The 21993-nt window shown below is 64.7% G+C and carries 16 protein-coding genes and 1 riboswitch; of the genes, 9 read left to right on the top strand and 7 right to left on the bottom strand.

Annotated elements, in window-relative coordinates:
* Positions 1–5 precede the first annotated feature (5 nt).
* From CSQ92_RS09215 to CSQ92_RS09185, 7 genes are all read right to left on the bottom strand, one after another.
* Entirely contained in the window at positions 6–326 is a 321-nt protein-coding gene (locus tag CSQ92_RS09215) for a DUF2288 domain-containing protein (protein WP_070254191.1), read from the bottom strand.
* A gap of 51 nt (positions 327–377) precedes the next feature.
* Entirely contained in the window at positions 378–1079 is a 702-nt protein-coding gene (locus tag CSQ92_RS09210; protein ID WP_099393935.1) for an RES family NAD+ phosphorylase, read from the bottom strand.
* Positions 1079–1516, bottom strand: coding sequence for an MbcA/ParS/Xre antitoxin family protein (locus tag CSQ92_RS09205; RefSeq protein WP_034755432.1), 438 nt, complete (start codon positions 1514–1516; stop codon positions 1079–1081). Before CSQ92_RS09205 ends, CSQ92_RS09210 begins: the two co-directional genes overlap by 1 nt.
* Before the next feature lie 137 nt (positions 1517–1653).
* Positions 1654–4275 carry a S53 family peptidase gene (locus tag CSQ92_RS09200; protein ID WP_099394644.1) on the bottom strand — a complete coding sequence of 874 codons (2622 nt, stop codon included), beginning with the start codon at positions 4273–4275 and terminating at the stop codon, positions 1654–1656.
* A gap of 83 nt (positions 4276–4358) precedes the next feature.
* Positions 4359–4445, bottom strand: a riboswitch (cyclic di-GMP riboswitch).
* Between the two features lie 275 nt (positions 4446–4720).
* Entirely contained in the window at positions 4721–5134 is a 414-nt protein-coding gene (gene fos, locus CSQ92_RS09195; protein WP_099393934.1) for a fosfomycin resistance glutathione transferase, read from the bottom strand.
* A gap of 231 nt (positions 5135–5365) precedes the next feature.
* The gene (gene recJ, locus CSQ92_RS09190; RefSeq protein ID WP_092605370.1) at positions 5366–7066 is read right to left on the bottom strand and encodes a single-stranded-DNA-specific exonuclease RecJ; all 1701 of its coding nucleotides are present in this window, start codon (positions 7064–7066) and stop codon (positions 5366–5368) included.
* Positions 7063–8115: a hypothetical protein gene (locus CSQ92_RS09185; protein ID WP_099393933.1), complete on the bottom strand. Its 1053-nt coding sequence runs from the start codon at positions 8113–8115 to the stop codon at positions 7063–7065. The genes recJ and CSQ92_RS09185 overlap by 4 nt, the downstream gene beginning before the upstream one ends.
* A gap of 392 nt (positions 8116–8507) precedes the next feature.
* On the opposite strand from CSQ92_RS09185, the gene CSQ92_RS09180 reads away from it, so the two are divergent.
* The 9 genes from CSQ92_RS09180 (at position 8508) to CSQ92_RS09140 (ending at position 21989) form a co-directional block, all read left to right on the top strand.
* Positions 8508–12020 carry an SdrD B-like domain-containing protein gene (locus CSQ92_RS09180; protein WP_180276974.1) on the top strand — a complete coding sequence of 1171 codons (3513 nt, stop codon included), beginning with the start codon at positions 8508–8510 and terminating at the stop codon, positions 12018–12020.
* A 112-nt stretch (positions 12021–12132) separates the two neighbouring features.
* On the top strand, positions 12133–12798 hold the full coding sequence (locus tag CSQ92_RS09175) for a PEP-CTERM sorting domain-containing protein (protein WP_070254198.1): 666 nt from the start codon (positions 12133–12135) through the stop codon (positions 12796–12798).
* A gap of 201 nt (positions 12799–12999) precedes the next feature.
* Entirely contained in the window at positions 13000–15165 is a 2166-nt protein-coding gene (locus CSQ92_RS09170; RefSeq protein WP_257219175.1) for a type I secretion system permease/ATPase, read from the top strand.
* The gene (locus tag CSQ92_RS09165; protein WP_099393930.1) at positions 15162–16475 is read left to right on the top strand and encodes an HlyD family type I secretion periplasmic adaptor subunit; all 1314 of its coding nucleotides are present in this window, start codon (positions 15162–15164) and stop codon (positions 16473–16475) included. Before CSQ92_RS09170 ends, CSQ92_RS09165 begins: the two co-directional genes overlap by 4 nt.
* Positions 16475–17767 carry a TolC family protein gene (locus tag CSQ92_RS09160; RefSeq protein WP_230521295.1) on the top strand — a complete coding sequence of 431 codons (1293 nt, stop codon included), beginning with the start codon at positions 16475–16477 and terminating at the stop codon, positions 17765–17767. Before CSQ92_RS09165 ends, CSQ92_RS09160 begins: the two co-directional genes overlap by 1 nt.
* A gap of 94 nt (positions 17768–17861) precedes the next feature.
* The gene (locus tag CSQ92_RS09155) at positions 17862–19139 is read left to right on the top strand and encodes a lipoprotein-releasing ABC transporter permease subunit (RefSeq protein WP_034788543.1); all 1278 of its coding nucleotides are present in this window, start codon (positions 17862–17864) and stop codon (positions 19137–19139) included.
* 32 nt (positions 19140–19171) lie between these two features.
* Complete coding sequence (locus tag CSQ92_RS09150) at positions 19172–20437, top strand: lipoprotein-releasing ABC transporter permease subunit (RefSeq protein ID WP_034788539.1); 1266 nt, start codon at positions 19172–19174, stop codon at positions 20435–20437.
* A 16-nt stretch (positions 20438–20453) separates the two neighbouring features.
* Entirely contained in the window at positions 20454–21179 is a 726-nt protein-coding gene (gene lolD, locus CSQ92_RS09145; RefSeq protein WP_099393929.1) for a lipoprotein-releasing ABC transporter ATP-binding protein LolD, read from the top strand.
* A 12-nt stretch (positions 21180–21191) separates the two neighbouring features.
* The gene (locus CSQ92_RS09140) at positions 21192–21989 is read left to right on the top strand and encodes a TatD family hydrolase (RefSeq protein WP_099394643.1); all 798 of its coding nucleotides are present in this window, start codon (positions 21192–21194) and stop codon (positions 21987–21989) included.
* The last annotated feature ends 4 nt before the right edge of the window (positions 21990–21993 follow it).

Below are 21993 nucleotides of genomic sequence, written 5' to 3'. Positions count from 1 at the left end.
AAGCGTCAATGTCTGGTGGGCTTTTCCTGCTGCACCAGAATGAAGGGGCTGACGACGACGGCCCACAGCGCGGCGTCGGCGGCCTGCCAGTCCAGCGCCTGCTGGTCAGACACCTTGGCGACCTTGCCATCGGCCATCCATTGCGTGATGGTGGCCTTGTCGTCGTGCGAGATGCGCACGGCCACTTCGACCAGGTCCAGCTCATTGGCGACCCAGACGACATTGCCCTGGGCGAAGTGCTTTTCCAGCTCGCTCCAGGCCAGGCGGGCCGTTTCGCTGTTCACTTTGAGGCGCAGTTCGGTGTCTTTTTCAGGATTGGTTTGCATGCGAAATATCAGGTTGCGGTGAGTCGGGTGCCGTTGCGCGCTTGCGTTGCCTTAAAGGGCTTCCACCTGCGGCGTCGGCGTACCCCGCCATGTTAACCGATAGGCGGCGCCTTTGCGAACATTGCCCACGAGGGCAGGGCGGAAGCAGGCCAGGTTGGTGCCGCCCGCCAGCCGGGTACTGGGGAAGATGACGCCCATGGAACCGGCTTCGAGCAGGATGGCGGCCAGGTCTTGCGAAGCGATGTAGCTGGCCGGATCGAGGCAGGCCGCATAGCGCTCCTGGCCGCGCAAGTCGTGGAAGCTGGCGGAAAAATCGGCCAGCAGCGACTGGTAATTGACGCTGTCGTCGAAATAGTCGATTTCCTGGTATTCCACGGTCTTGTGGAAAATGATCTCGGCCAGCGCCGTTTTCATGTCGAAGGCACAATACCAGGCGCCCCGTTCGCCATCGTTGAAACGCGCCCCTTCCGGCCGGGCATAGGTGTAGGCGGCGTTGATGATGCGAAAGTGCGGCACGCCAAAAACCAGCTCGTCCACGCCAATTCCTGGCGCGCCGCCGTACTCGGCCACCAGGCGCGCATTCGTCGCGTTATCGAGTTCGAACAGCTCGCGCAGGTGATCGTCGTCCTCGGCCAGGGGCGCCAGCACGGAGTCTTCCATGTCGGCGAAGCGCGAGGGAATCAGGCGGCAAGTGTCGATCTGGCGCAAGGCGGCCAGCGGCGGCAGCTGTGTATGCGGGACTGTCGCCACCATTACAACCCTCCGCGTCGCGCATCGAGCAGCTTGCGCACCGTCTGCATGGCCAGCAAGCCGCCGGCCAGCATCTGCGACAGGGGCGTGCGGCCGCCAAACACGGGATTCTTGTTGGGCAAACTCACCCATTCGTCGGCCAGCTTGTCGCCATACAGGATGTGCAAGGCCTTGTAGATGCCCAACAAGTAGGAAATGCGCGTGATGCGGTCCACTTCCAGCACGCGGTCCGGGTGCTTCTTCCACTCGTAATAGGCGCTGCTGGACAGGCCGCCCAGCAATTCGCGCGCATCGTCGTCGCGCAGCTTCCAGGCGGCGGCCAGCTTGAAAAACCCTTTCAATGCCGCCTGCGACAAGCGCTCGCGCTCGGCTTTGGCATTCAGGTCGACGAGCACGGCCGGTTCGAAGCGGCTCTTGGGGTAGGCGTAGGCGAGATTCATGGCATGTCCTTCGTTAAAACTCTGTATGTGGATTATTTATACTCCTTTTCCGGATTTTCTGCAACGGCCGCGCGCATGCAAAACGGGGCGCAGCAGGACAGGTGTCCCGGTGCGCCCCGTTGGCGGGCCGCGTTCGCTTATCTTGCCGTGACGGTGATGGGTACGTTGAGCTGCGCCGTCAAGCCGTTACTGTCCACTGCCACGACTTTCAGCGTATAGCTGCCCGTCACCGGCAGGGGCCAGCGGGCCGTGATGGTCATGCCGCTCATGGAAAACTGCATGCCCAGTGGCGCACCGAGGATGGAGATCCACAGGGCGTTCGCGCCGGGCGCCGTCAGCACGATGCTGCCGCTCATGGCCTTGCCGGCCACGCCCGCCATGGCGGCGGCGCTGATCGTGGGACCGGCGGCGGCGATTTTCACTGCGGCCACGGCCTGGCCCGTCAAGCCCGTCCTGGTATCTTTGGCGATGATGGTCACGCTGTAGCTGCCCAGCACGGGGCTGGCCCAGCTGACGACGCCGGCGGCGCTGACGGCCATGCCGGATGGCGCGCCCGACAGGCTGTAGGTGACGGGGTTGGGCGCCACCGTCGTGGCGGCGAACGACAGGGCCACGCCCGGCTTGCCGCTCACGCTGGCCACGGTCACGACGGGGGGCAGCGGGGCGGCGATGGCCACCGTATAGATGCCTTTGCCGCTCAAGCCAGTCTTGCCGTCCGTGGCGGTCACGGTGACGGCATAGGTGCCGGCCACCGGGGCGGCCCAGCTCACCAGTCCGGCGCTGCTGATCGTCATGCCGGCCGGCGCGCCGCCCAGCGTGTAGCTGACGGGATTGGGGGCGGAGACGCTGACATTGAACGCCAGTGCCGTGCCAACCTTGCCCGTGATGGCGCCGGCGCCGACGACGGGCGGCGCGACGGGGGTAATGACGATGCTGTACACGCCCTGGCCACTGAGGCCGCTGACGGTATCCTTGGCCACCATGGTCACGGCATACGTGCCCGCGGTGGGGGCGGCCCAGCTGACCACGCCCGTGGCGGCGATGCTCATGCCGGCCGGCGCGCCCAGCATGGTATAGCTGAGTGGATTCGAAGCGCTGGCCGAGACGGTGAACGACAGCGGCTTGCCGGCCGCGCCGCTGATGCTGGCCGGCGCCACTACGGGCGCGGCCGGTGCGGTCTGCGTGCCCGACAGGCCGGCCAGCAGGCTTTTCACGTTCGGCGTGCCCAGGCCGCCCAGCGGGTCATAGCCGACCCTGGCCGTGCACACGCTGCACGTGCCGTTGCTGCCGCGCGTGATGTCGGCAAAGTTGCTGGCGAAAGTGCCGGGCACGCTGGCGATCTGGCCGTAGAGTATGCCGTGCGGCAAGCCGAGCGCCGTCTTCGCTTGCAGCGCGCGGCTGGCGTTGGCGATGGCGACCAGGCCGGCCCATTGCGGCGTGGACAGGCTGGTGCCGCCGATGCTGAGCCAGCTGGCGGTGCTGCTGCCGGGTGTCATCACGGCCGTGTACTGGCCCGTGGCGGGGTCGGCATTGAAGGCCACGTCGGCCACGTTGCGGCGCAGCAAGTTGGTCAGGCCGGGCACGCTGGCCGTCTGGTAGGTGGGCAGTGCCGTATAGGCGCTGATGCCGCCGCCCGTGCCGGACCAGGCCGTTTCGCTGCGCACGCCGCTGCCGCTGTAGCTGAGCGTGGTGCCGCCCACGGCCAGCACGTTGGACGACACGGACGGCCAGGACACGCCGCTGCCCGAATCGCCCGTGGCGGCCAGGTAGCTCATGTTCTTGCCCGTGAAGGCGCTGTCGACGGAAGCTGTCCAGTTGCCTTCGGCGGCGCCAAAGCTCATCGACACGACGCCAGGCCCCATCTGGTTGGCCAGGCGCACGGCGCCCAGCAGGCTGTTGATGGAAGCGTCGGGCGCCTCGATCAGCACGATGCGCGCCAGCGGCGCCGTGGCATGCGCCCACTGCACGTCGAGCGCGATTTCCATGGCCCAGCCCGAGTTATAGGCGGGCGCCGTGGCCGTCATGGTGCTCGATGGCGTGTTGTAGACAACAGAAAATTCACAGCCGCTGGCCGGGGCGGGCGGCAGGGGCAGGGTGGCATTCGTGGCGATAGCCTTGGTGGTGCAGCCGGGCAAGCCGAATTTCTGGTTGAAGATGGCCAGTTCGGCCGCCGCGTTCGGGTTGTGCATGGCGTCGACGATGTAGATCGTCTGTCCCGCGCCCAGCTGGGCCGCCTGGGCTGGCGTCAGCGCCGTGCCGGCCGCCGGCAGGGCGGGCAAGTCGTAGGCGGCGCGGATTTGCGCGGGAGAATAGGTCGCCACCACGCTGCTGCCGGCCATGGGCGCGGCGATGTCGCTGGCGCCGCCGCCGTTCAGCAAGGGGGCGATATCCTGTGCCGCCTGTTCCGAGGCGGCGATTTTTTGCGCCGTCAGGCGGCGCGTGGTCATTTCCCGCATGGCGCCGGGCACGTTTTGCAAGTGCGGCCGCCAGTGGGCCGAGCCGCTGCTGTTGGCGCTGTCGCGCCCGTCAGGCGCATCGAGCAGGGCCGGGGCCGCATGGAACATCGGTTGCGCCACCAGCGCGCCGACGGCGGGAGGGATGACGGGCACCTCGACAGTGAACTGTGTCGCGGCCGTGGCGATGGCGGCAGGCGGTGTCGATGTCTCCTGGCCGGGACCGCAAGCGGCCAGCAGGAGGGCGGCTGTGGCGCCCAGCAGCAGGCGCCCGTGACGGTGATGCGGGGGAATGTTTTTTTTCATGGCGAAACTCTCCGAGTTGGGCGAGGGCCACATCTCGACAATGCTTCCAGGCTGGCGCCGCGCGCTGGCGGTCCCGGCCCTGCATTGGCAGCCCCGCTGCCGTGGCGCTTGCGCGCGGTAGGCCGGTGGCTTTGCGTCCCCGCCTTTCGACGGGTTTGCCCTCAAAACTGATCATGCATCATTGGGAATTTCCTGATGCGTCATCGATTTTAGTGAATTTGCCAAATAAATGTTAACTATTTTCAATCAATATTTCTATTTATGCAATAAAATGTGGCAAATTTGCCTAGGGATCGATGGAACCTTGTCAGCCTGATTAAGTCTTAAAAGCAAGGTTATCAGAGGTGTATCGAGGCGTGACGGTGTTTTTTCACAGCAACGGCGCTTGCATTTTTTGTTTTATAATGAATTTAACGAATTTACTGAATGTGCGATCTTGCCGCTCTCAATCCTCGAATACCATGCCCTGATACGGCGCTGCGCGGCAGGCCGCCAGCCGCTGCGCAAGGCTGCCAGCATGGGCTTCCAGCCGGTGGCCGTCCGGGTCGAGAAAATACAGGGAATCGCCGGCGCTGCGGTTTTGCTGCCATTCGGGCACGCCGGCGGCGCGCAGGCGGGCGGCAAACGGAGCGAAGTCGGTGGGCTCGATGGAAAACGCGTAGTGCGTATAGGCCGGGCTGGCCAGCGCGGCCGTGTCCTGACCATCCAGCGACAGGCACAGCCACCAATCCCCGGCCGACAGATACGCGCCCCTGTCCCAGCGCGCATGCAGGCGCAGACCCAAGGTGTCGCGGTAAAAGACGATGCTGCGCGCCAGGTCGCGCACGGACAGGGTGAGGTGGTTCAGGCCGGTCAACATGGGGCTGCTTTCAGGTGGAGTGGGGGCCGGTTCCAGCTTCCGCAGTGGTTTGATGCGACATTGCTCCAGGTAAAAGTATGAGACACGGCAATAAGACCGCAAACGTCGCAACACCTGACACAACCGTAGCGAGCGGAAGGAAGAGGTGGTCGAGAAGCGCAACCGTACTTCCAGTACGGTGAGCATCGCAGGCGACCTATGCCGACGCGCAGTAGGTTGTGTTAGGTGTCACTACACAGGCTCGGCGTGCTCCACCATAAGTTGTACTTTGGTCGTGCCATTGTATTCATTCGCATCGAGCCTGAACGCGACCCGCGTGCGTTCGCCCAGTGCGTCCGTATGCCCGAACCAGATGGCATCAAAACGCACGCCGTTCTTTTCCAGCAGCAGTTTCAAATGGCGCTCTTTCAAGATGCGCTGGCTGACGACGCGGAATTCGTCGCAGAAGACGGGCGGGGCGAAGCCCTGGCCCCACACCTGGCCATCCATCAGTTCGATGAAGGCCGTCGTGTAGTAGGCATCTTCCAGCGGGCCGTCCGTTTCCACGACCCGCTCCAGCTGTTGCTGGCTGAGCCAGGCCTGGCCGACGGCTTCGAAGGCCTGGGAAAAGGCGTCGAAGGCGTCGGCGCGGATGGTGAGTCCAGCCGCCATGGCGTGGCCGCCGAACTTGTCGATCAGGCTGGGCGCCCGTTTCGACACGAGGTCGAGCGCGTCGCGCAAGTGGAAGCCGGGGATCGAGCGGCCGGAACCCTTGATCCAGCCGTCCGCGCCGGGCGCAAACGTGATCGTCGGGCGATAGAATTTTTCCTTCAGGCGCGAGGCGACGATGCCGATCACGCCCTGGTGCCAGGATTCGTCGAAGACGCTGATGGTGCTGCTGTTGGCCGGTTCGAAAGCATCGAGGTGCAGCAGGGCCGTATCCTGCATTTCCGCCTCGATTTCACGGCGTTTCAGGTTGATGTCGTTGAGTTGCTGGGCCAGCGCCCAGGCGCGGCCTTCGTCGTCCGTGACCAGGCATTCGATGCCCAGGGACATGTCCTGCAGGCGGCCGGCCGCATTCAGGCGCGGTCCCAGGGCAAAACCGAGGTCGAACGGCGTGGCGCTGCGCGCTTCGCGGCCCGCCACGCGAAAGAGCGCCGCCACGCCCGCGTGCATATTGCCTTTGCGCATGCGTTTGAGACCTTGCGCGACGAGGATGCGGTTGTTCGTATCGAGGCGCACCACGTCGGCCACCGTGCCCAGCGCCACCAGGTCGAGCAGGTTGTCGAGCTTGGGTTGCGTTTGCGCATCGAAGATGCCGCGCCGGCGCATTTCCGCGCGCAGGGCCAGCAGCACGTAGAACACGACGCCCACGCCCGCCAGGTGTTTCGACGGAAAACCGCAGGCGGGCTGGTTCGGATTGACGATGACGGCCGCGTCGGGCAGGGTATCGGCCGGTAAATGGTGGTCGGTGACAACCACCTGGATGCCGCGCCGGTTCGCCTCGGCCACGCCGTCGATGCTGGCGATGCCGTTGTCGACGGTGATGATGATGTCGGGCGACTTTTCGCGGGCGGTGAGCTCGACGATTTCCGGCGTCAGGCCATAGCCGTATTCAAAACGGTTGGGCACGATGAAATCGACGTCGGCGCCCATGGCGCGCAAGCCGCGGATGGCGACGGCGCAGGCGGTGGCGCCGTCGCAATCGTAATCGGCCACGATGACCATGCGTTTCTTGGCGGCAATTGCGTCAGCCAGGAAGACGCCGGCCGCGCCGATGTGCAGCAAGCCGGACGGCGGTATCAAGTCCTTTGCCTCAATCGAGAGTTCTTTTGCGTCGGACAGGCCGCGCGACGCGTACAAGCGGGCCAGCACGGGGTGGATGCCGCCCTGGCGCAGCAATTCGGATTCGCGGTAGGGGCAGGGACGGGTGGCGATGCGGGTACGGGTCATGATGCTTTCAACTTGTTCAGGGTAATCGCGCGCCAGAATTTGCGCTGCGCATGCTTGCTGGTGGTACAGGCTAGCCAGGCGTCGCGGTGGCTCAGCACCAGGCGCAGCTGGCCCAGGCGGCCATCCTTGAGGGCCGCCAGCAGGGGCGCGAACCAGTCTGCTTCCAGCGCTTGCAACTGCTGCAGCCACATGCCCCATTCCTGCGCCTGCGCCGCTTCGGTCAATCCGCCCAGCACGACAATCGCGTCCTGCTGGCTTGCCAGCACACTGTTTGGACTGGCATCGCGCTGCGCCGGTTCCGCCAGCGCGGCCAGCCAGCCCGGCGCGTCCTTCGTATGCAGGCTGGCCGCGCAGCGCGCAGGTGCAGGCGCAGCCAGGCTGCCGCCCCAGATCCAGAACGAGTTGATGGCTTTCAAGCCCCGTTCTTCGCGCGTCGCGTTGACCGGATGTTCATGCCACAGCATCTGCACTTCATTCTGCAGGCGGCGCGCGGCGCGCGCATGCTCGCCTTCCGGCATCCACACGGACAGGTCTTGCGTGGTGGCGGCATCCGGTGTGGCGCACTGCAAATCGTTCCAGCCATCGGCGCGCATGAACCAGGTGCCCGCGTCGCCATATGACAAGGGCTGGCCGATTTCGTCGAAATACGGGCGCGCCGTGTCGAACAAGGCGCGGCCATCGGCCTCGCTCAGCTTGAGCTGGCGCAAGTCTTCCAGGCTGATATGGCTGCGGGCGATGGCCAGGTGGGCCGGATGCAGCAGGAAGTAGCGCGCGCCCGGTTCCGGCACGAGGCCGTAGCCGCGCATGGTCTGGGCCGCAAAGGCCGCTTGCGCCGCCTCGCCATTGGGCGCGGGCGACAGGGCCAAGGCATGCGCCAGCCACGCTTCGTGCGGCAGCAGGCGGTTGGCATTGTCAAAGGTTTCTAAATTGCAATCGGAGGTGCGCGACAGCAGCGCCGCCAGCGCGGGCGCCTGCAAGACCTTGAGCAGGTCGGCAGCCAGTTCGGCATTGGGCAAGGCGAAGGGCAAGACGAGGGTAAGTTGATTCATCCCGAGATTGTAGGCGATTGTGGTGCGGGCCGAGAAGGCGTATGTATTTTCAGGCCCGCGACGGCAGCGGCGGCGGCGCTGGAAATGCACAAAAATTATAAAAATTTTATCAGCGCTGATGGAAATTAATTTGCTTTTAAAAATATATTGGATATAATTGCGACAACTTAAATATCAGAAATACAATCACCCCCTGCTGCGTGGTTGCGTCGTCTGGCTCCTGTGTCCCTCGAAACTGTATACAAGATCTGCCGGCTTCATTTTTTAAACAAGTTCTTTCTTGGAAGCCCACCTATGTATACATTCGCCGCTTTGCGCGGCCAGGCTGATTGCGCCCTGGCCCCCCGTATTTCCGCTCCTGCCGCCGCCGTGGCATGCCGTCAGGAGGCCGCATGACTACGTACAACCTGTCGACCACGGTCCACGTCTGCGAAGACATCAACAAGAATTTCGATATCCGCGACCTGCTGATCCAGGCCGGCTACTCGGTGCAAGGCGAACTGAATATCAAGAATTTTACGGTTTTGTTGCCGGACGATACGGAATCGACGGAGAACACGCCGCTGTTCGGCATGCTCGACGCGGACACCGTGTACGTGCGTCCCGGCGACTGGGCCGCCAACTACAACGGCAGCTTCTCGACCATCCAGGTAACGATCGACAAGGGCAATGGCGACATCGTCCAGCTGAGCCTGCAAGTCATCATCGATCCCGTCAATGACGCGCCCGATGCGGCCGACAAGACCTTCACCCTGGTCGACGGCGCCAGCGTCGTGCTGAGCGAAAGCGATTTCGGCTTCCACGACGACGTCGAGAACAACGGCTTCAAGTCCGTCGTCATCACCAATACCACCACGGCGGGCCAGGTTTTGCTGAATGGCGTGGCCGTTGCGGTGGGCACGGAGATTTCCATCGACGATATCCGCGCAGGCCACCTGGTCTTCGTGCCGAGCCAGACCGTCGCCGGCGACTTCGACCTCGGTTTCAAGGTGCGCGATGATGGCGGCACGGAAGGCTGCAATGCGCAAGACCTGAGCCTGGCGCCCCATTACCTGACCTTCAAGGTGCCGATGGCCCACCTGGGCGATTTCGTGTGGGAAGACAAGAATGCCAACGGCGTGCAGGACGCGGGCGAGGCGGGCATCGCCAATGTAGTCGTGCAACTCAAGGATACGGCCGGCAATGTGGTGGCCTCCACCACGACGGACGCGACCGGCGGCTACCACTTCGACGTCAATCCGGGCACCTATTCGGTGACCTTGGTGGCGCCCGCCGGCTATGTGCCGACGGCAGCGAACCAGGGCGGCGATACGGGCAAGGACAGCAATATCGATGCCAGCGGCAAGATGGCGCCCGTCACCCTGGCGCCGGGCGAGACCAACCTGACCCTCGATGCGGGCCTGTACCGCACGGCCGAGCTGGGCGACCGGGTCTGGTTCGATACCAACAAGAATGGCGTGCAGGATGCGGGTGAAGCGGGCGCCGCAGGTGTGAAAGTAACCTTGCTCGATGCGTCGGGCAACGCCGTCGGCAGCCCGCTCGTCACGGATGCGAATGGCAACTATTTGTTCACGAATCTGAAGCCGGGCGCCTACAGCGTGCAGTTCGATAAAACCACCTTGCCAGCCGGCTACGCTTTTACGGGCCAGGACCAGGGCGGCGACGACCAGCGCGATTCCGATGCCAGCGCCATCGATGGCAAGACGGCGCAAGTGCTGCTTGCTTCCGGTGACAGCAACCATAGCCTGGATGCGGGCATCGTTGCGCTGCCGGCCTCCCTGGGCGACCGCGTCTGGCATGATGCCAACTTGAACGGCGTGCAGGATGCGGGCGAAGCCGGCATCGGCGGCGTCACGGTGCAGCTGAAAAACGCGGCCGGCAGCGTGATCGGCTCGACCTTGACGGACGCCACCGGCTATTACAACTTCAATGTCGATCCGGGTACGTATTCGATCGCCGTCGTCGCGCCGCCAGGCTATTTGACCACGGTCAAGGACGCGGGCGGCAATGATGCGCTCGACAGCGACATCAATGCCGCAGGCCAGAGCGGCCTGGTGACGGTTGCCGCCGGCCAGAACTACAAGGATCTGGATGCGGGCTTGTACAAAACGGCTGCCATTGGCGACCGCGTGTGGTTTGACGCCAACGGCAACGGCACGCAGGATGCGGGCGAAGCGGGTGTCGGCGGCGTGAAAGTCAATCTGTACAACGCCTCGGGTGCCGTGGTGGCCAGCGCCACCACGGATGCCAGCGGCAACTACCTGTTCAGCAACCTGGTCCCCGGCAATTACTATCTGGGCTTCGTGCCACCGGCCGGCTATACCTTCACCAAGGCGGATGTGGGCGGCTACGCCACCGATTCGGATGTCAATCCGGCCACCGGCCTCACCACTACCTGGATCGCGCTGAAATCGGGCGATGTCCAGCTGGAGTGGGATGCCGGCCTGGTCAAATGCGCGCCTGTCACCGGCAGTATCGGCGACCGCGTGTGGGAAGACAATAACTACAACGGCGTGCAGGATGCGGGCGAACTGGGCGTGGCGGGCGTGAAGGTCAACCTGCTCAATGCCAGTAATCAGATCATCGCCACGACAACGACGAATGCCAGTGGCAATTATCTGTTCGACAAGCTGGTCGCCGGCGGCTACAAGGTGGAAGTCGTCCGTCCATCGGGTTTCTATTACACCAAGGCCAATGTGGGCAGCGACACGGCCGATTCCGACGTCGATACGAGCACGGGGCGTTCCGGCCTGATCAACCTGGCCGCCGGCCAGAACGACATGAGCTGGGATGCGGGCATTTACCGCAAGGCCAGCCTGGGCGACAAGGTATGGCGCGACGCCGACCATGATGGCGTGCAGGACTACAACGAGGCAGGCATCGCGAACATCAAGGTGCAGTTGTACTCCGGCAGCGGCGCCTTGCTGGCTACCACCTACACGAATGCCAGCGGCAACTATTTGTTCAGCAACCTCGATCCGGGCAGCTATTCGCTCAAATTCGACAAGAGCAATGTGATGCATGCCGGTTACGCCATGAACAGCTGGCGCTGGGGCGCCAAGAACGTGGGCAGCAATGACAACATCGATTCGGACGTCAACAGCAACGGCACCCTGGCCAACGTGGTGTACACGGATATCCTGAAGCTGGCCTCGGGCCAGAACGACATGAGCTGGGATGCGGCCATCACGCCCATCGTGATCGACCTCAACGGTGACGGCGTGCACACGATCGCCCGCGCCGACTTCCACGGCAGCTTCGACTTGCTGGGCACGGGCAGCGCCATCCAGACGGGCTGGGTCTCGGCTCAGGACGGCTTGCTGGCCATCGACAGCAATGGCAATGGCAAGATCGACAACATCTCGGAACTGTTCGGCGGCAACGAGAAGGGCACGGGCTTTGCCAAGCTGTCCAGCTATGACTCGAACGGCGACGGCGTGGTCGATGCGCACGATGACAAGTTTGCCGAATTGCGCATCTGGCGCGACGCCAACAGCAATGGCGTGACGGACGATGGCGAGCTGATGTCGCTGCACGACGCCGGCGTGGCCAGCCTGACGGTGAGCTACACGGAACTGCCGTTCCTCGACGCCAACAGTAATCTGCACCTCGAGCGCAGCAGCGCCACCCTGGCCGACGGCAAGACGGTCGACATGACTGACGTGTATTTCAACGTCGACGCCAAGGATGCGGCCAAGGCCGGCATCACCTTGCCGAGCATGGCCGACCTGCTGCGCGACGACAGCACGCTCGACGTGGTGCTGGGCCAGGACGGCACGGTCAACACGGTCGCTGCCGCCCCGGCGGCTCCGGCCGCCGAAGCCCAGGCCCAGTGCGAGATGGCCGAAGCCTTGCGCCGCGCCATGGCCCATGTGAATGCCCAGCCCCAGGAAATGGCTGCCTGATGTCCCTTGCCGGGCCGTAATCCTGCCCGGCAATGCCGCACCGGCGCACCCGTCACGGGGCGCCGGCGCTTTCCATACTTACATCTTACATAACAGAAATAGGGAAACCACCATGAAACAATCCATGCACCTGCTCGTTCGCGGCGCCATCGCCGCAGCCACGTTCGCCCTCGCCAGCGGCAGCGCCCTGGCTGCGTCCAACCTGCAAGTCGTCGATTCGCACAGCGTCAGCCTGTTTACGGCTGCCGGCGGCGCCTTCGGCTCGGGCAACGCCATCTCGCCGACCTTGTGGGAAGTCAAATACGACAGCAACACTTTCCTGGCGTTTTGCCTCGATCCCCATGTCGCACTGAGCAATAGTTCGAACAGCTACAGCAGCGGCGCTTTTGCCGCCAGCGATTCCGTCAAGCGCCTGTATGAAGGGTATTACGCCTCGTCCATCGCGAATGTGTCTACCAGCGCCAACAGCGCCGCCGCCTTCCAGCTGGCCCTGTGGGAATTGAATAACGACAACACGAACCTGCTGACGGGCGACCTGCGCTTCAAAAACCTGAGCAATGCCGTCGTCAGCCAGGCCAACGCCATGCTGGGCGTTGCCACGGGCAATGGCGCCATCCAGAACCTGTATAGCTACACGAGCTTGACGAGCGTCAACCCGGCTTCGCAAACCTTGCTCAGCGTGTCGCCGGTGCCGGAAGCGCAAACCTGGGCCATGCTGGTCGCGGGCCTGGGCCTGCTGGGCTTCATGGCGCGCCGTCGCAAGGCTGGCGCAGTATAAATCGGCAGCAGTGGTATTGACTTGGTAGTTTCTGCTGCGGTGCGTCCGTCAAGACGCACCGCAGTTTTTATTTTTTCACAACATCATTCTGAATAGCTGTTATTACTATGGCACAATGTTTCTGCAAACCACCACTGCGCGACCTTGACAATAGTTCCTCACTGTTCATTGCAACTGTCTGAGATCGGATTTGAGCTCATCATGACGCCACCTTCTGCCGCGCACGCCGCCGTCGACGCTTCCCCATCCACCGCCTGCGCTGACACGCTTGCCGACGCCATCGTCTTCCTGGCCTGCCTTCTTGGCACCGGCGTGCAAGCCGAGCGCCTGCGCGCCAGCGTGACCGCGCATGGCGACCCGGCCGCCGCCGATTTTCTCGACCAGGCGCTCAGCCATGCCAGCCTGGCCGGCACCGCGCTGCCCATGGACAAGCCGCGCCGTCCGACGGAAATGCCGGCCTTGCTGCTCAATGGGGAAGGGCAGGCGCTGGTGGTGCTGAGCATTGCCGATGGTAAATATGAATGCCACGTGCCCGGCATCGCCGGCACCTCCTGGCTCGATGCGGCCGCGCTGGCCCGGGAAGTGCCCGCCGGGCGCTGGGTGGCCGTGCGGCCCGTGATGTTTTTCGACCAGCGCAGCTTGCTCTACAGCATGCCCGTGGCGGGACGCTGGTTCTGGGATGTCTTCAACCGCAACCGCTGGGTATTTCGCTGGGCCCTGCTGGGCACGCTGGTGCTGAACGTCATCGGCGCGCTGGTGCCATTCTATGCGATGGCCGTGTATGACCGCGTGATCCCGAACAATGCCACGTCCAGCCTGTGGGTGCTGACCATTGCCGTGGTGGTGCTGACGGGCTTCGAACTGGCTCTGCGCCTGCTGCGCGGCGAACTGGTGGAAACGGCGTCGCGCCGTATGGACGTGGCGCTGTCGTCGAACATCTTCGCCCAGTGTCTGCGCCTGCGCGCGGCCAGCCGTCCCGCTTCCGGGGGGACTTTGGCCAATACCGTGCGCGATTTCGAATCCGTGCGCGAATTCTTTGCCTCGACCACCCTGACGACCCTGGGCGACTTGCCGTTCCTGCTGCTGTTCCTGCTGGTCATCGCCTTTGTCGGCGGCTGGCTGGTGCTCGTGCCGCTGGCCGTCATTCCGATCCTGCTGCTGGTGGCCTTTGCCTCGCGCGCCGCCCTGGCGCGCCACGTGGCCGCCTCGATGCAGGAAAGCGCGCAGCGCACGGCACACCTGTTTGAAACCATGAATGGCCTCGACACCATCAAGGCGCTGGGCGCCGAAGCGTGGAGCCGGCGCAAATGGGAAAGCCTGACGGTGGCCATCGCCGCCAACAGCGTCGAGACGCGCGAAATCGTCAGTCGCGTCAACTACATCAACACGGCCGTGCTGGCCCTATCCGGCGTGGCCGTGGTGGCCACGGGCGCCTTGCTGATGGGCGAACACCTGCTGACCCTGGGCCAGATCATCGCCGTGAGCATGCTGACGGGACGCGCCCTGGCGCCCGTGAGCCAGATCGCGGGCCTGATCATCCGCTGGGAACAGACCAAGCTGTCCTATCATGCGCTGAACAAGATCATGGAAGCGCCGACCGATGACGACGTGGCCAGCCTGCAGGCGCCCCCCCTGTCGGGGCGCATCGAGTTCCGCGACGTGGGCTTTGCCTACCCGAATTCGCCGCCGCTGCTGGATAAACTGAACCTGCACATCCGTCCCGGCGAACGGGTCGGCGTGATCGGCAAGCTCGGTTCCGGCAAGAGCACCCTGCTGCGCTTGCTGCTGAACCAGTATGGTCCGCAAAGCGGCAGCGTACTGTTCGACGACCTGTCCAGCACCCAGCTGGAGCCTTTGAGCCTGCGCCGCCAGATCGGCTACGTGCCGCAGGACGTGACCCTGTTCCACGGCACCCTGCGCGAAAACATCGAACTGGGACGCAGCCAGCCCGACGATGCGGCCCTGCTCGATGCCATCCGCCTGGCCTGCCTCGATGACATCATCACCCAGCTGCCCAACGGCGTGGCGACGGAAGTGGGCGAACGGGGCGAACGCCTGTCCGGCGGCCAGCGCCAAGCCGTGGCCATGGCCCGCGCCTTGCTCGTGAAGCCGCCCATGCTGCTGCTCGATGAGCCGAGCAGCATGTTCGACCCGGCCACCGAGCAGCGCCTGATCGCCCGCCTGCGTACATTAAAGGATACGACCATCGTGCTCGTCACGCACCGCATGGCCATGCTGGCGCTGGTGGACCGCCTGATCGTCTTCGACAAGGGGCGCATCGTGGCCGACGGCCCGCGCGATGAGGTCATGCGCGTGCTCAATAGCCAGGCAGCCAAGCCTGCGGTGGAACAGGGAGCCACGGCATGAGCGCCCTGAACGCCCGTCTGCTGCCGGCGGCCCACCCGGACCCGGAACGCGAACCGCAGCGCATCGTCATGCGCATGCTGGCGCTGATCGCCGTATTGCTGGTGCTGGTGCTGGCCTGGGCCACCTTCGCCCAGCTCGACGTGTCCGTGAATGGACGCGGCGCCATCACGCCGCCGTCGCACCTGCAGGAAGTGCAAAGCCTGGAAGGGGGCATCGTGCGCGAAATGCTGGTGAAGCCGGGCCAGCGCGTGCGCCGCGGCGACTTGCTGCTGCGCCTGGACACGGCCCAGTACGAGGCCAACCTGGGCGCCAGCGTGCAGAATCGCCTGGCCGCGCTGGCGGGCAGGGCGCGCCTCGATGCGCTGCTTTCCGGCGGTACTCCCCGGTTTGCACCGGAATGGCAGAAAGAGGCGCCCGAGCTGATCGCCAAGGAAACGCAGTTGTGGCGCGATGGCCAGCGCGAGTTCGCGTCGGCCACGGCGGCCGCGCGCGAAGGCGTGACGCGGCGGCGCGGCGAGTTGGCCGAGGCGCACAGCCGCATCGCGCAACTCGATACGGGCCTGAAGATCGCGCTGGAAAGCCTGTCGATCGAGGAGCGCCTGTTCAAGGAGGGCGCCGGTTCGCGCGGCGACTACCTGAATGCGCAGCAGCGCGTGCAGCAGCAGCGCACGGAACTCGACAGCCTGCGCGCTTCCGTGCCGCGCCTGGCGGCCACCCTGGCCGAGGCGCAGGCGCAGGCCGGCGAAGTGGAAGCGCGCATGCGCGGCCAGTGGGGCGCCCAGCGCAGCGAATATGAAACCAAGGCGGGAGCCCTGGCCAGCACCGTGAAAGGTCAGCAGGACCAGGTGAGCCGGCGCGATGTGACGGCGCCCGTCGACGGTGTCGTCAACCGCGTGCTGGTGGCGACGGTCGGCGGCGTGGCGCAGCCGGGCAAACCTATCCTGGAAATCGTGCCCGCCGATTCGGAAATGCTGATTTCCGTGCGCGTGAAACCGTCGGACATCGGATTTATCCACGTGGGGCAGCGCGCTTCGGCCAATGTGCTGGCGTATGACGCCACCACCTATGGACGCATGCAGGCGCAGGTGGTGCGCGTGGGCGCCGATGCGATTCCCGATGAACGCAACGAGCCGTATTTCGAGGTGCAGCTGAGTACCGACCGCAGCCAGTTGACGGCGCACGGCAAGGTGCTGCCGATTACGCCTGGCATGCCCGTCGACGTGGGCATCCTGACGGGGCGCCGCTCGGTGCTGCAATATGTGTTCAAGCCCGTGCTGCGCGGCTTGCAGTCTTCCCTGCAGGAGCGCTGATGCGTGCTTTTTTACTTTGCATGGCATTCGCCTGCGCAAACGCGGTGGCCCAACCGGCACCGCCGGCCACTTTCCAGGCGCAGTCCACGCGCGGCTTGCCCGCCTTGCTGGCGCGCGCCGTGCCGCGCGACCCGCAGGTGATCGCGGCGCAGGCGGCGCTGGCCACCACCGAAGCGCGCTACAAGCAGGCCCGCTCTCGCCTGTTCCCGACTGCGGCGCTGCAGGCGACGCGGGGGCGCAGCAATGACCTCGATGGCGCGCTGGACGTGGAACGGCGCACGCACCAGGTGGAAGCGAGCGTGCGCTGGAATGTGTACAACGGCGGCGCCGACCGCGCCGAACTCGATGCGGCCGAGCGCGAAATGGCGGGCGCCGCCTTCGACGTGGAGCGGGCACGCGCGGAAAGCGCGGAAAAACTGGCCGAAGCGTATTTCGACATGCAGCGCCTGGAACGCAGCCTGATGCAATCGCAGGAACGCCTGCGCGACGTGACGCAGCTGGTGCGGCAGGTGACGCGCCAGGCGGAACTGGGCAAATCGTCGGAAGTGGACCGCGAACTGGCGCAAAGTTCGCAGCTGGACGCGGAACTGGTGCACGACGGCTTGCTGACGGACCAGCAGGCGGCGCGCATCAAGCTCGAGGCGCTGGCCTTCGAGCCGGTGGCGCAGTTTGCCGATTTCGCCTTTGCGCCGCTGCCGGCGCAAGCCCTGGAAAACGCCGATACGCAGCAGGCGCAGTTGCGCGCCGCGCGCGAGCGGGCGGCGGCGGCCCAGCTGCGCGTGCGCGGCGTGGCGGCCACCCTGGCGCCGAAAGTGGACCTGAACGTCAGCCATCTGCTCAATAACAAGACCACGCCGCCGCCCTCGACCATCCAGCAGCGGGGCTGGTCGGTGGGCGTGAGCTGGGAATTCCCGCTCGGCGGCGGCAGCCTGGCGCAGCGCGACGAGAGCATCAGCCGCGCCCAGGCGGCCGATGCGGACGTGGCGCGCGCCGAGCAGGGCACGCGCGCCGACCTGGCCAGCATGCTGCCGCGCATCGCCAATGCGCAGCGCACCCTGGCCCTGCTCGACGAGCAGGAAAGGAAGTTGGCCTTCGTCGTGCGCGGCGGGACCATCCAGTACGAGGCGGGACGGCGCAACCTGCAGCAGGTCATCCAGACGCGCGACAGCTATTTCACGGTGCAGCAGCGGCGCATCGACCAGCTGCACCGTCTGACCCTGGCGCAGATGCGCCAATATGCGCTGGCGGGGCAGCTGCTGGCCGTGTTCGGCCTGGCGCAGGAGGAAAAATAGGGCCGGCGTGCGCTGTTTCACGCAGACTTGATGCATGAAATGCCCATTGTGTGGCACACTGCGCGCTCGCATATCATCGTTGTCGCGGGAGCGCATGAGCATCATCAAACAATTTCCCTTCGAGTGGCAGGTCGGCGTGCGCTATACGCGCGCCGGGAAACGCAGTGGCCGCAACAGCTTCATTTCCTTCATCTCCCTCATTTCCGTGGCCGGCATCGGCCTGGGCGTGGCCGCCCTGATCGTCGTCCTGTCCGTCATGAACGGCTTCCAGAAGGAAGTCACTGACCGCCTGATGTCGGTGCTGGCCCATGTCGAGGTGTTCGATACCAGCGGCTCCATGCCGAACTGGCAGGCGCAGGAGCGCGCCGCCTACGCCAACCCGCAAGTGAAGGCCGTGTCGCCGTTCGTGGAAACCCAGGGCATGCTGCTGAACGACGAAACCATGCGTCCGTCCGTCGTGCGCGGCGTGCTGCCGCAGCAGGAAGCCACCGTCTCCAGCGTGGCCTCCCAGATGAAGCAGGGCAGTTTCAAGGATCTCACGCCAGGTTCCTATAACATCGTGCTGGGCATCGACCTGGCCAAGGCCCTCGATGTGAAAGTGGGGCAGAACGTCACCCTGATGCTGGAACGCGAGCCGAGGGCGGGCGACCCGGCCAATGGCATCGTCATGCCGCGCATGCGCGCGCTCAAGGTCGCCGGCATCTTCGAGGCCGGTCACAATGAACTCGATGGCAGCCTGGCCTTCGTGAACATGCAGGACGCGGAGCAGCTGCTGCAGCTCGATGGCCCGTCCGGCCTGCGCTTGCGCCTGCACGACATGAACCAGGCGCCGCAGGTGGCGCGCGAACTGAAAGCCTCGATGCCGGGCCAGCTGTGGATGCGCGACTGGTCGCGCGCCAGTGCCAGCTGGTATGCGCTGGTGCAAAGCCAGAAGAACATGATGTTCATCATCCTCAGCATGATCATCGCCGTGGCCGCGTTCAACCTCGTCTCGACCCTGGTGATGTCGGTCACCGACAAGCAGGCGGACATCGCCATTCTGCGCACCTTGGGCGCCTCGCCGTTCTCCATCATGAAGATTTTCATGATCCAGGGCGCGCTGGTGGGCTTGCTGGGGAGTGCTTTGGGCGTGATCGGCGGCGTCGTGCTGGCGCTGAACGTGGGCGTCATCGTGCCTTTCATCGAAGGCATCTTCGGCCTGCATTTCATTTCCAAGGAAATCTACCAGATCAGCGCCGTGCCGTCGGACGTGCATTGGCTGGACGTGGCGCAGATCGGCCTGATCGCCTTTGGCCTGGCGCTGGTGGCGACCATCTACCCGAGCTGGCGCGCCGCGCGTGTCAAGCCGGCCGAGGCGCTACGCTACGAATAACACATCAAGAAACGATAAAGACCGCCTGAACAATGAGTATTTTCAAGAATCTGCCCTTCGAATGGCTGGTTGGCTTGCGCTACACGCGGGCCGGCAAGCGCAGTGGCCGCAACAGTTTTATCTCCTTCATCTCCCTCATTTCCATGGCCGGCATCGGCCTGGGCGTGGCGGCGCTGATCGTCGTGCTGTCCGTGATGAACGGCTTCCAGAAGGAGGTGACGGACCGCATGCTGTCCGTGCTGGCCCACGTGGAAGTGTTCGACAATAGCGGCAGCATGCCGGACTGGCGCGCCGAAGCGGCGCAAGCTTTTAAAAACCCGGCCGTGAAGGGCGCCGCGCCGTTCGTGGAAACGCAGGGCATGCTGCTGCGCGACGATGCGCTGCGCCCCGCCATCGTGCGCGGCGTGCTGCCCGAGGAAGAGCCGAACGTTTCCGACGTGGCCGGCCAGACGCGCATGGGCAGCTTCAAGGCCCTGCAGCCTGGCACCTTCAATATCGTGCTGGGCATCGAGCTGGCGCGCGCCCTGCGCGTCAACCTCGGCGAAAAAGTGACGCTGATGCTGGCGCAAGGCCAGGTCACGCCGGCCGGCGTACTGCCGCGCATGCGCAGCTTTACCGTCAGCGGCATCTTCCAGGCGGGCCACAATGAATTCGACGCCGGTCTGGCTTTCATCAATATCGAAGACGGCCAGCGCCTGCTGCGTCTCGATGGCCCGTCCGGCCTGCGTTTGCGCCTGGCCGACATGAACCAGGCGCCGCAAGTGGCGGCGGAACTGAAAAAAACCATGCCGGGCGACCTGTGGCTGCGCGACTGGTCCAAGCTCAATGCCAACTGGTTCGCCGCCGTGCAGACGGAAAAGCGCATGATGTTCATCATCCTGACCCTGATCATCGCGGTGGCCGCCTTCAACCTGGTCTCGACCCTGGTGATGACGGTGACGGACAAGCAGGCCGATATCGCGATTTTGCGTACCCTGGGCGCGTCGCCCCGCTCCATCATGAAGATATTCATGATCCAGGGCGCGCTGGTGGGCATCCTGGGCACAATTCTGGGCGTGGGCGGCGGCGTGCTGGTGGCCATGAACATCGACGTCATCGTGCCCTTCATCGAGCATTTGCTGGGCGTGCAGTTCCTCTCCAAGGACATCTATTTCATCAGCACCGTGCCGTCCGACCTGCGCTGGCCCGACGTCACCAAGATCGGCGTGCTGGCCGTGATCCTCGCCTTTTTGGCGACCCTGTACCCAAGCTGGTGGGCTGCCCGCGTCAAACCTGCGGAAGCCCTGCGCTATGAATAAACCACTGACTACGACCATGACCGATCTGAACAAACCTGCCTCCAATGGCGCTTCCGCCGATTCTGCCGTGCTTTCCTGCCGCGGCCTGGGCAAGACTTTTACGCAGGGCAGCTACAAGGTGCAGGTGCTGGCCGGCATCGACATCGACGTCCACCGCGGCGAGCGGGTCGCCATCGTCGGCGCCTCCGGTTCCGGCAAATCGACCCTGCTGCATCTGCTGGGCGGCCTCGATACGCCCACCAGCGGCAAGGTGACCCTGCTGGGCAAGGACTTCGCCACCCTCAGCGAAAAGGCGCGCGGCGACTTGCGCAACGCCTCGCTGGGCTTCGTCTACCAGTTCCACCACCTGCTGCCCGAGTTTTCCGCGCTGGACAACGTCGCCATGCCTTTGATGATACGGCGCATGAAGCGCGCGCCCGCCAGCGAGCTGGCGCAGCAGATCCTCACGCGCGTGAACCTGGCCAAGCGCGTCACGCACACGCCGGGCGAGTTGTCGGGCGGCGAGCGCCAGCGCGTGGCCCTGGCCCGCGCCCTCGTCACGCAGCCGGCCTGCGTGCTGGCCGATGAACCGACGGGCAACCTCGATCACGCCACGGCCGAACAGATTTTCGACCTGATGCTGGAATTGTCGCGCACCCTGGGCACGGCCTTCGTCATTGTCACGCACGATATCGAGCTGGCCAAGCGCTGCGACCGCGTGCTGCGCCTGACGGACGAAGGGCTGCAGCCGTACCAATATTAAGGAGCCGCCATGCTGTGGATCGACACGCACTGCCACCTTGACGCGCATGAATTCGGCAGCGAATCGCTGCAGGTGGCGGCGCGCGCGCAGCAGCAGGACGTGGCGATGATCGTCATTCCCGCCGTCGAACGGGCCAATTTCGCCATCGTGCGCGACCTGGCGTCTGCGGCGCCCAACGCCTGCTATGCGCTGGGCATCCACCCGATCTACGTGCCGCACGCCACGGAAGACGATTTGATCGCCCTGCGCGAGGCCGTGGCCCTGGCGATGAACGACCCGCGCTTTGTCGCCATCGGCGAAATCGGCCTCGATTTCTTCATCCCCATGCTGTGCGAGCCGGCCATGCGCGTCAAGCAGGAGCATTTTTTGCGCGAGCAGCTGAGAATCGCCCGCGACTTCGATTTGCCCGTGCTGGCCCACGTGCGCCGCTCGCAGGACATCGTCCTCAAGCACGCGCGCCAGATCCGCCCGAACGGCGGCATCGCGCACGCGTTCAACGGCAGCTTCCAGCAGGCGCAGGGCTATATCGACCTCGGTTTCAAGCTCGGTTTCGGCGGCGCCATGACGTTTACCCGCGCGCTGCAGATACGCCGCATGGCCGCCGACCTGCCTTTGGCATCCATCGTGCTGGAGACGGATGCACCCGACATTTCCCCAAGCTGGGTCCACCCGGGCCGCAACAGCCCCGAAGAATTGCCGCGCATTGGCGCCGTGCTGGCCGAGCTGCGCGGCCTGGCATTGGCCGACGTGGCCGTTGCCACCAGCGCCAATGCGCGCGCCGTGATGCCCCGACTACCCCTGATGGAGTGAGACC

The sequence above is a fragment of the Janthinobacterium sp. BJB446 genome (assembly GCF_002735655.1).
GTDB lineage: Bacteria > Pseudomonadota > Gammaproteobacteria > Burkholderiales > Burkholderiaceae_D > Janthinobacterium > Janthinobacterium lividum.
The sequence above is the reverse complement of the archived record's forward strand: the minus strand, read 5'-3'. Positions and strand labels throughout refer to the sequence as shown.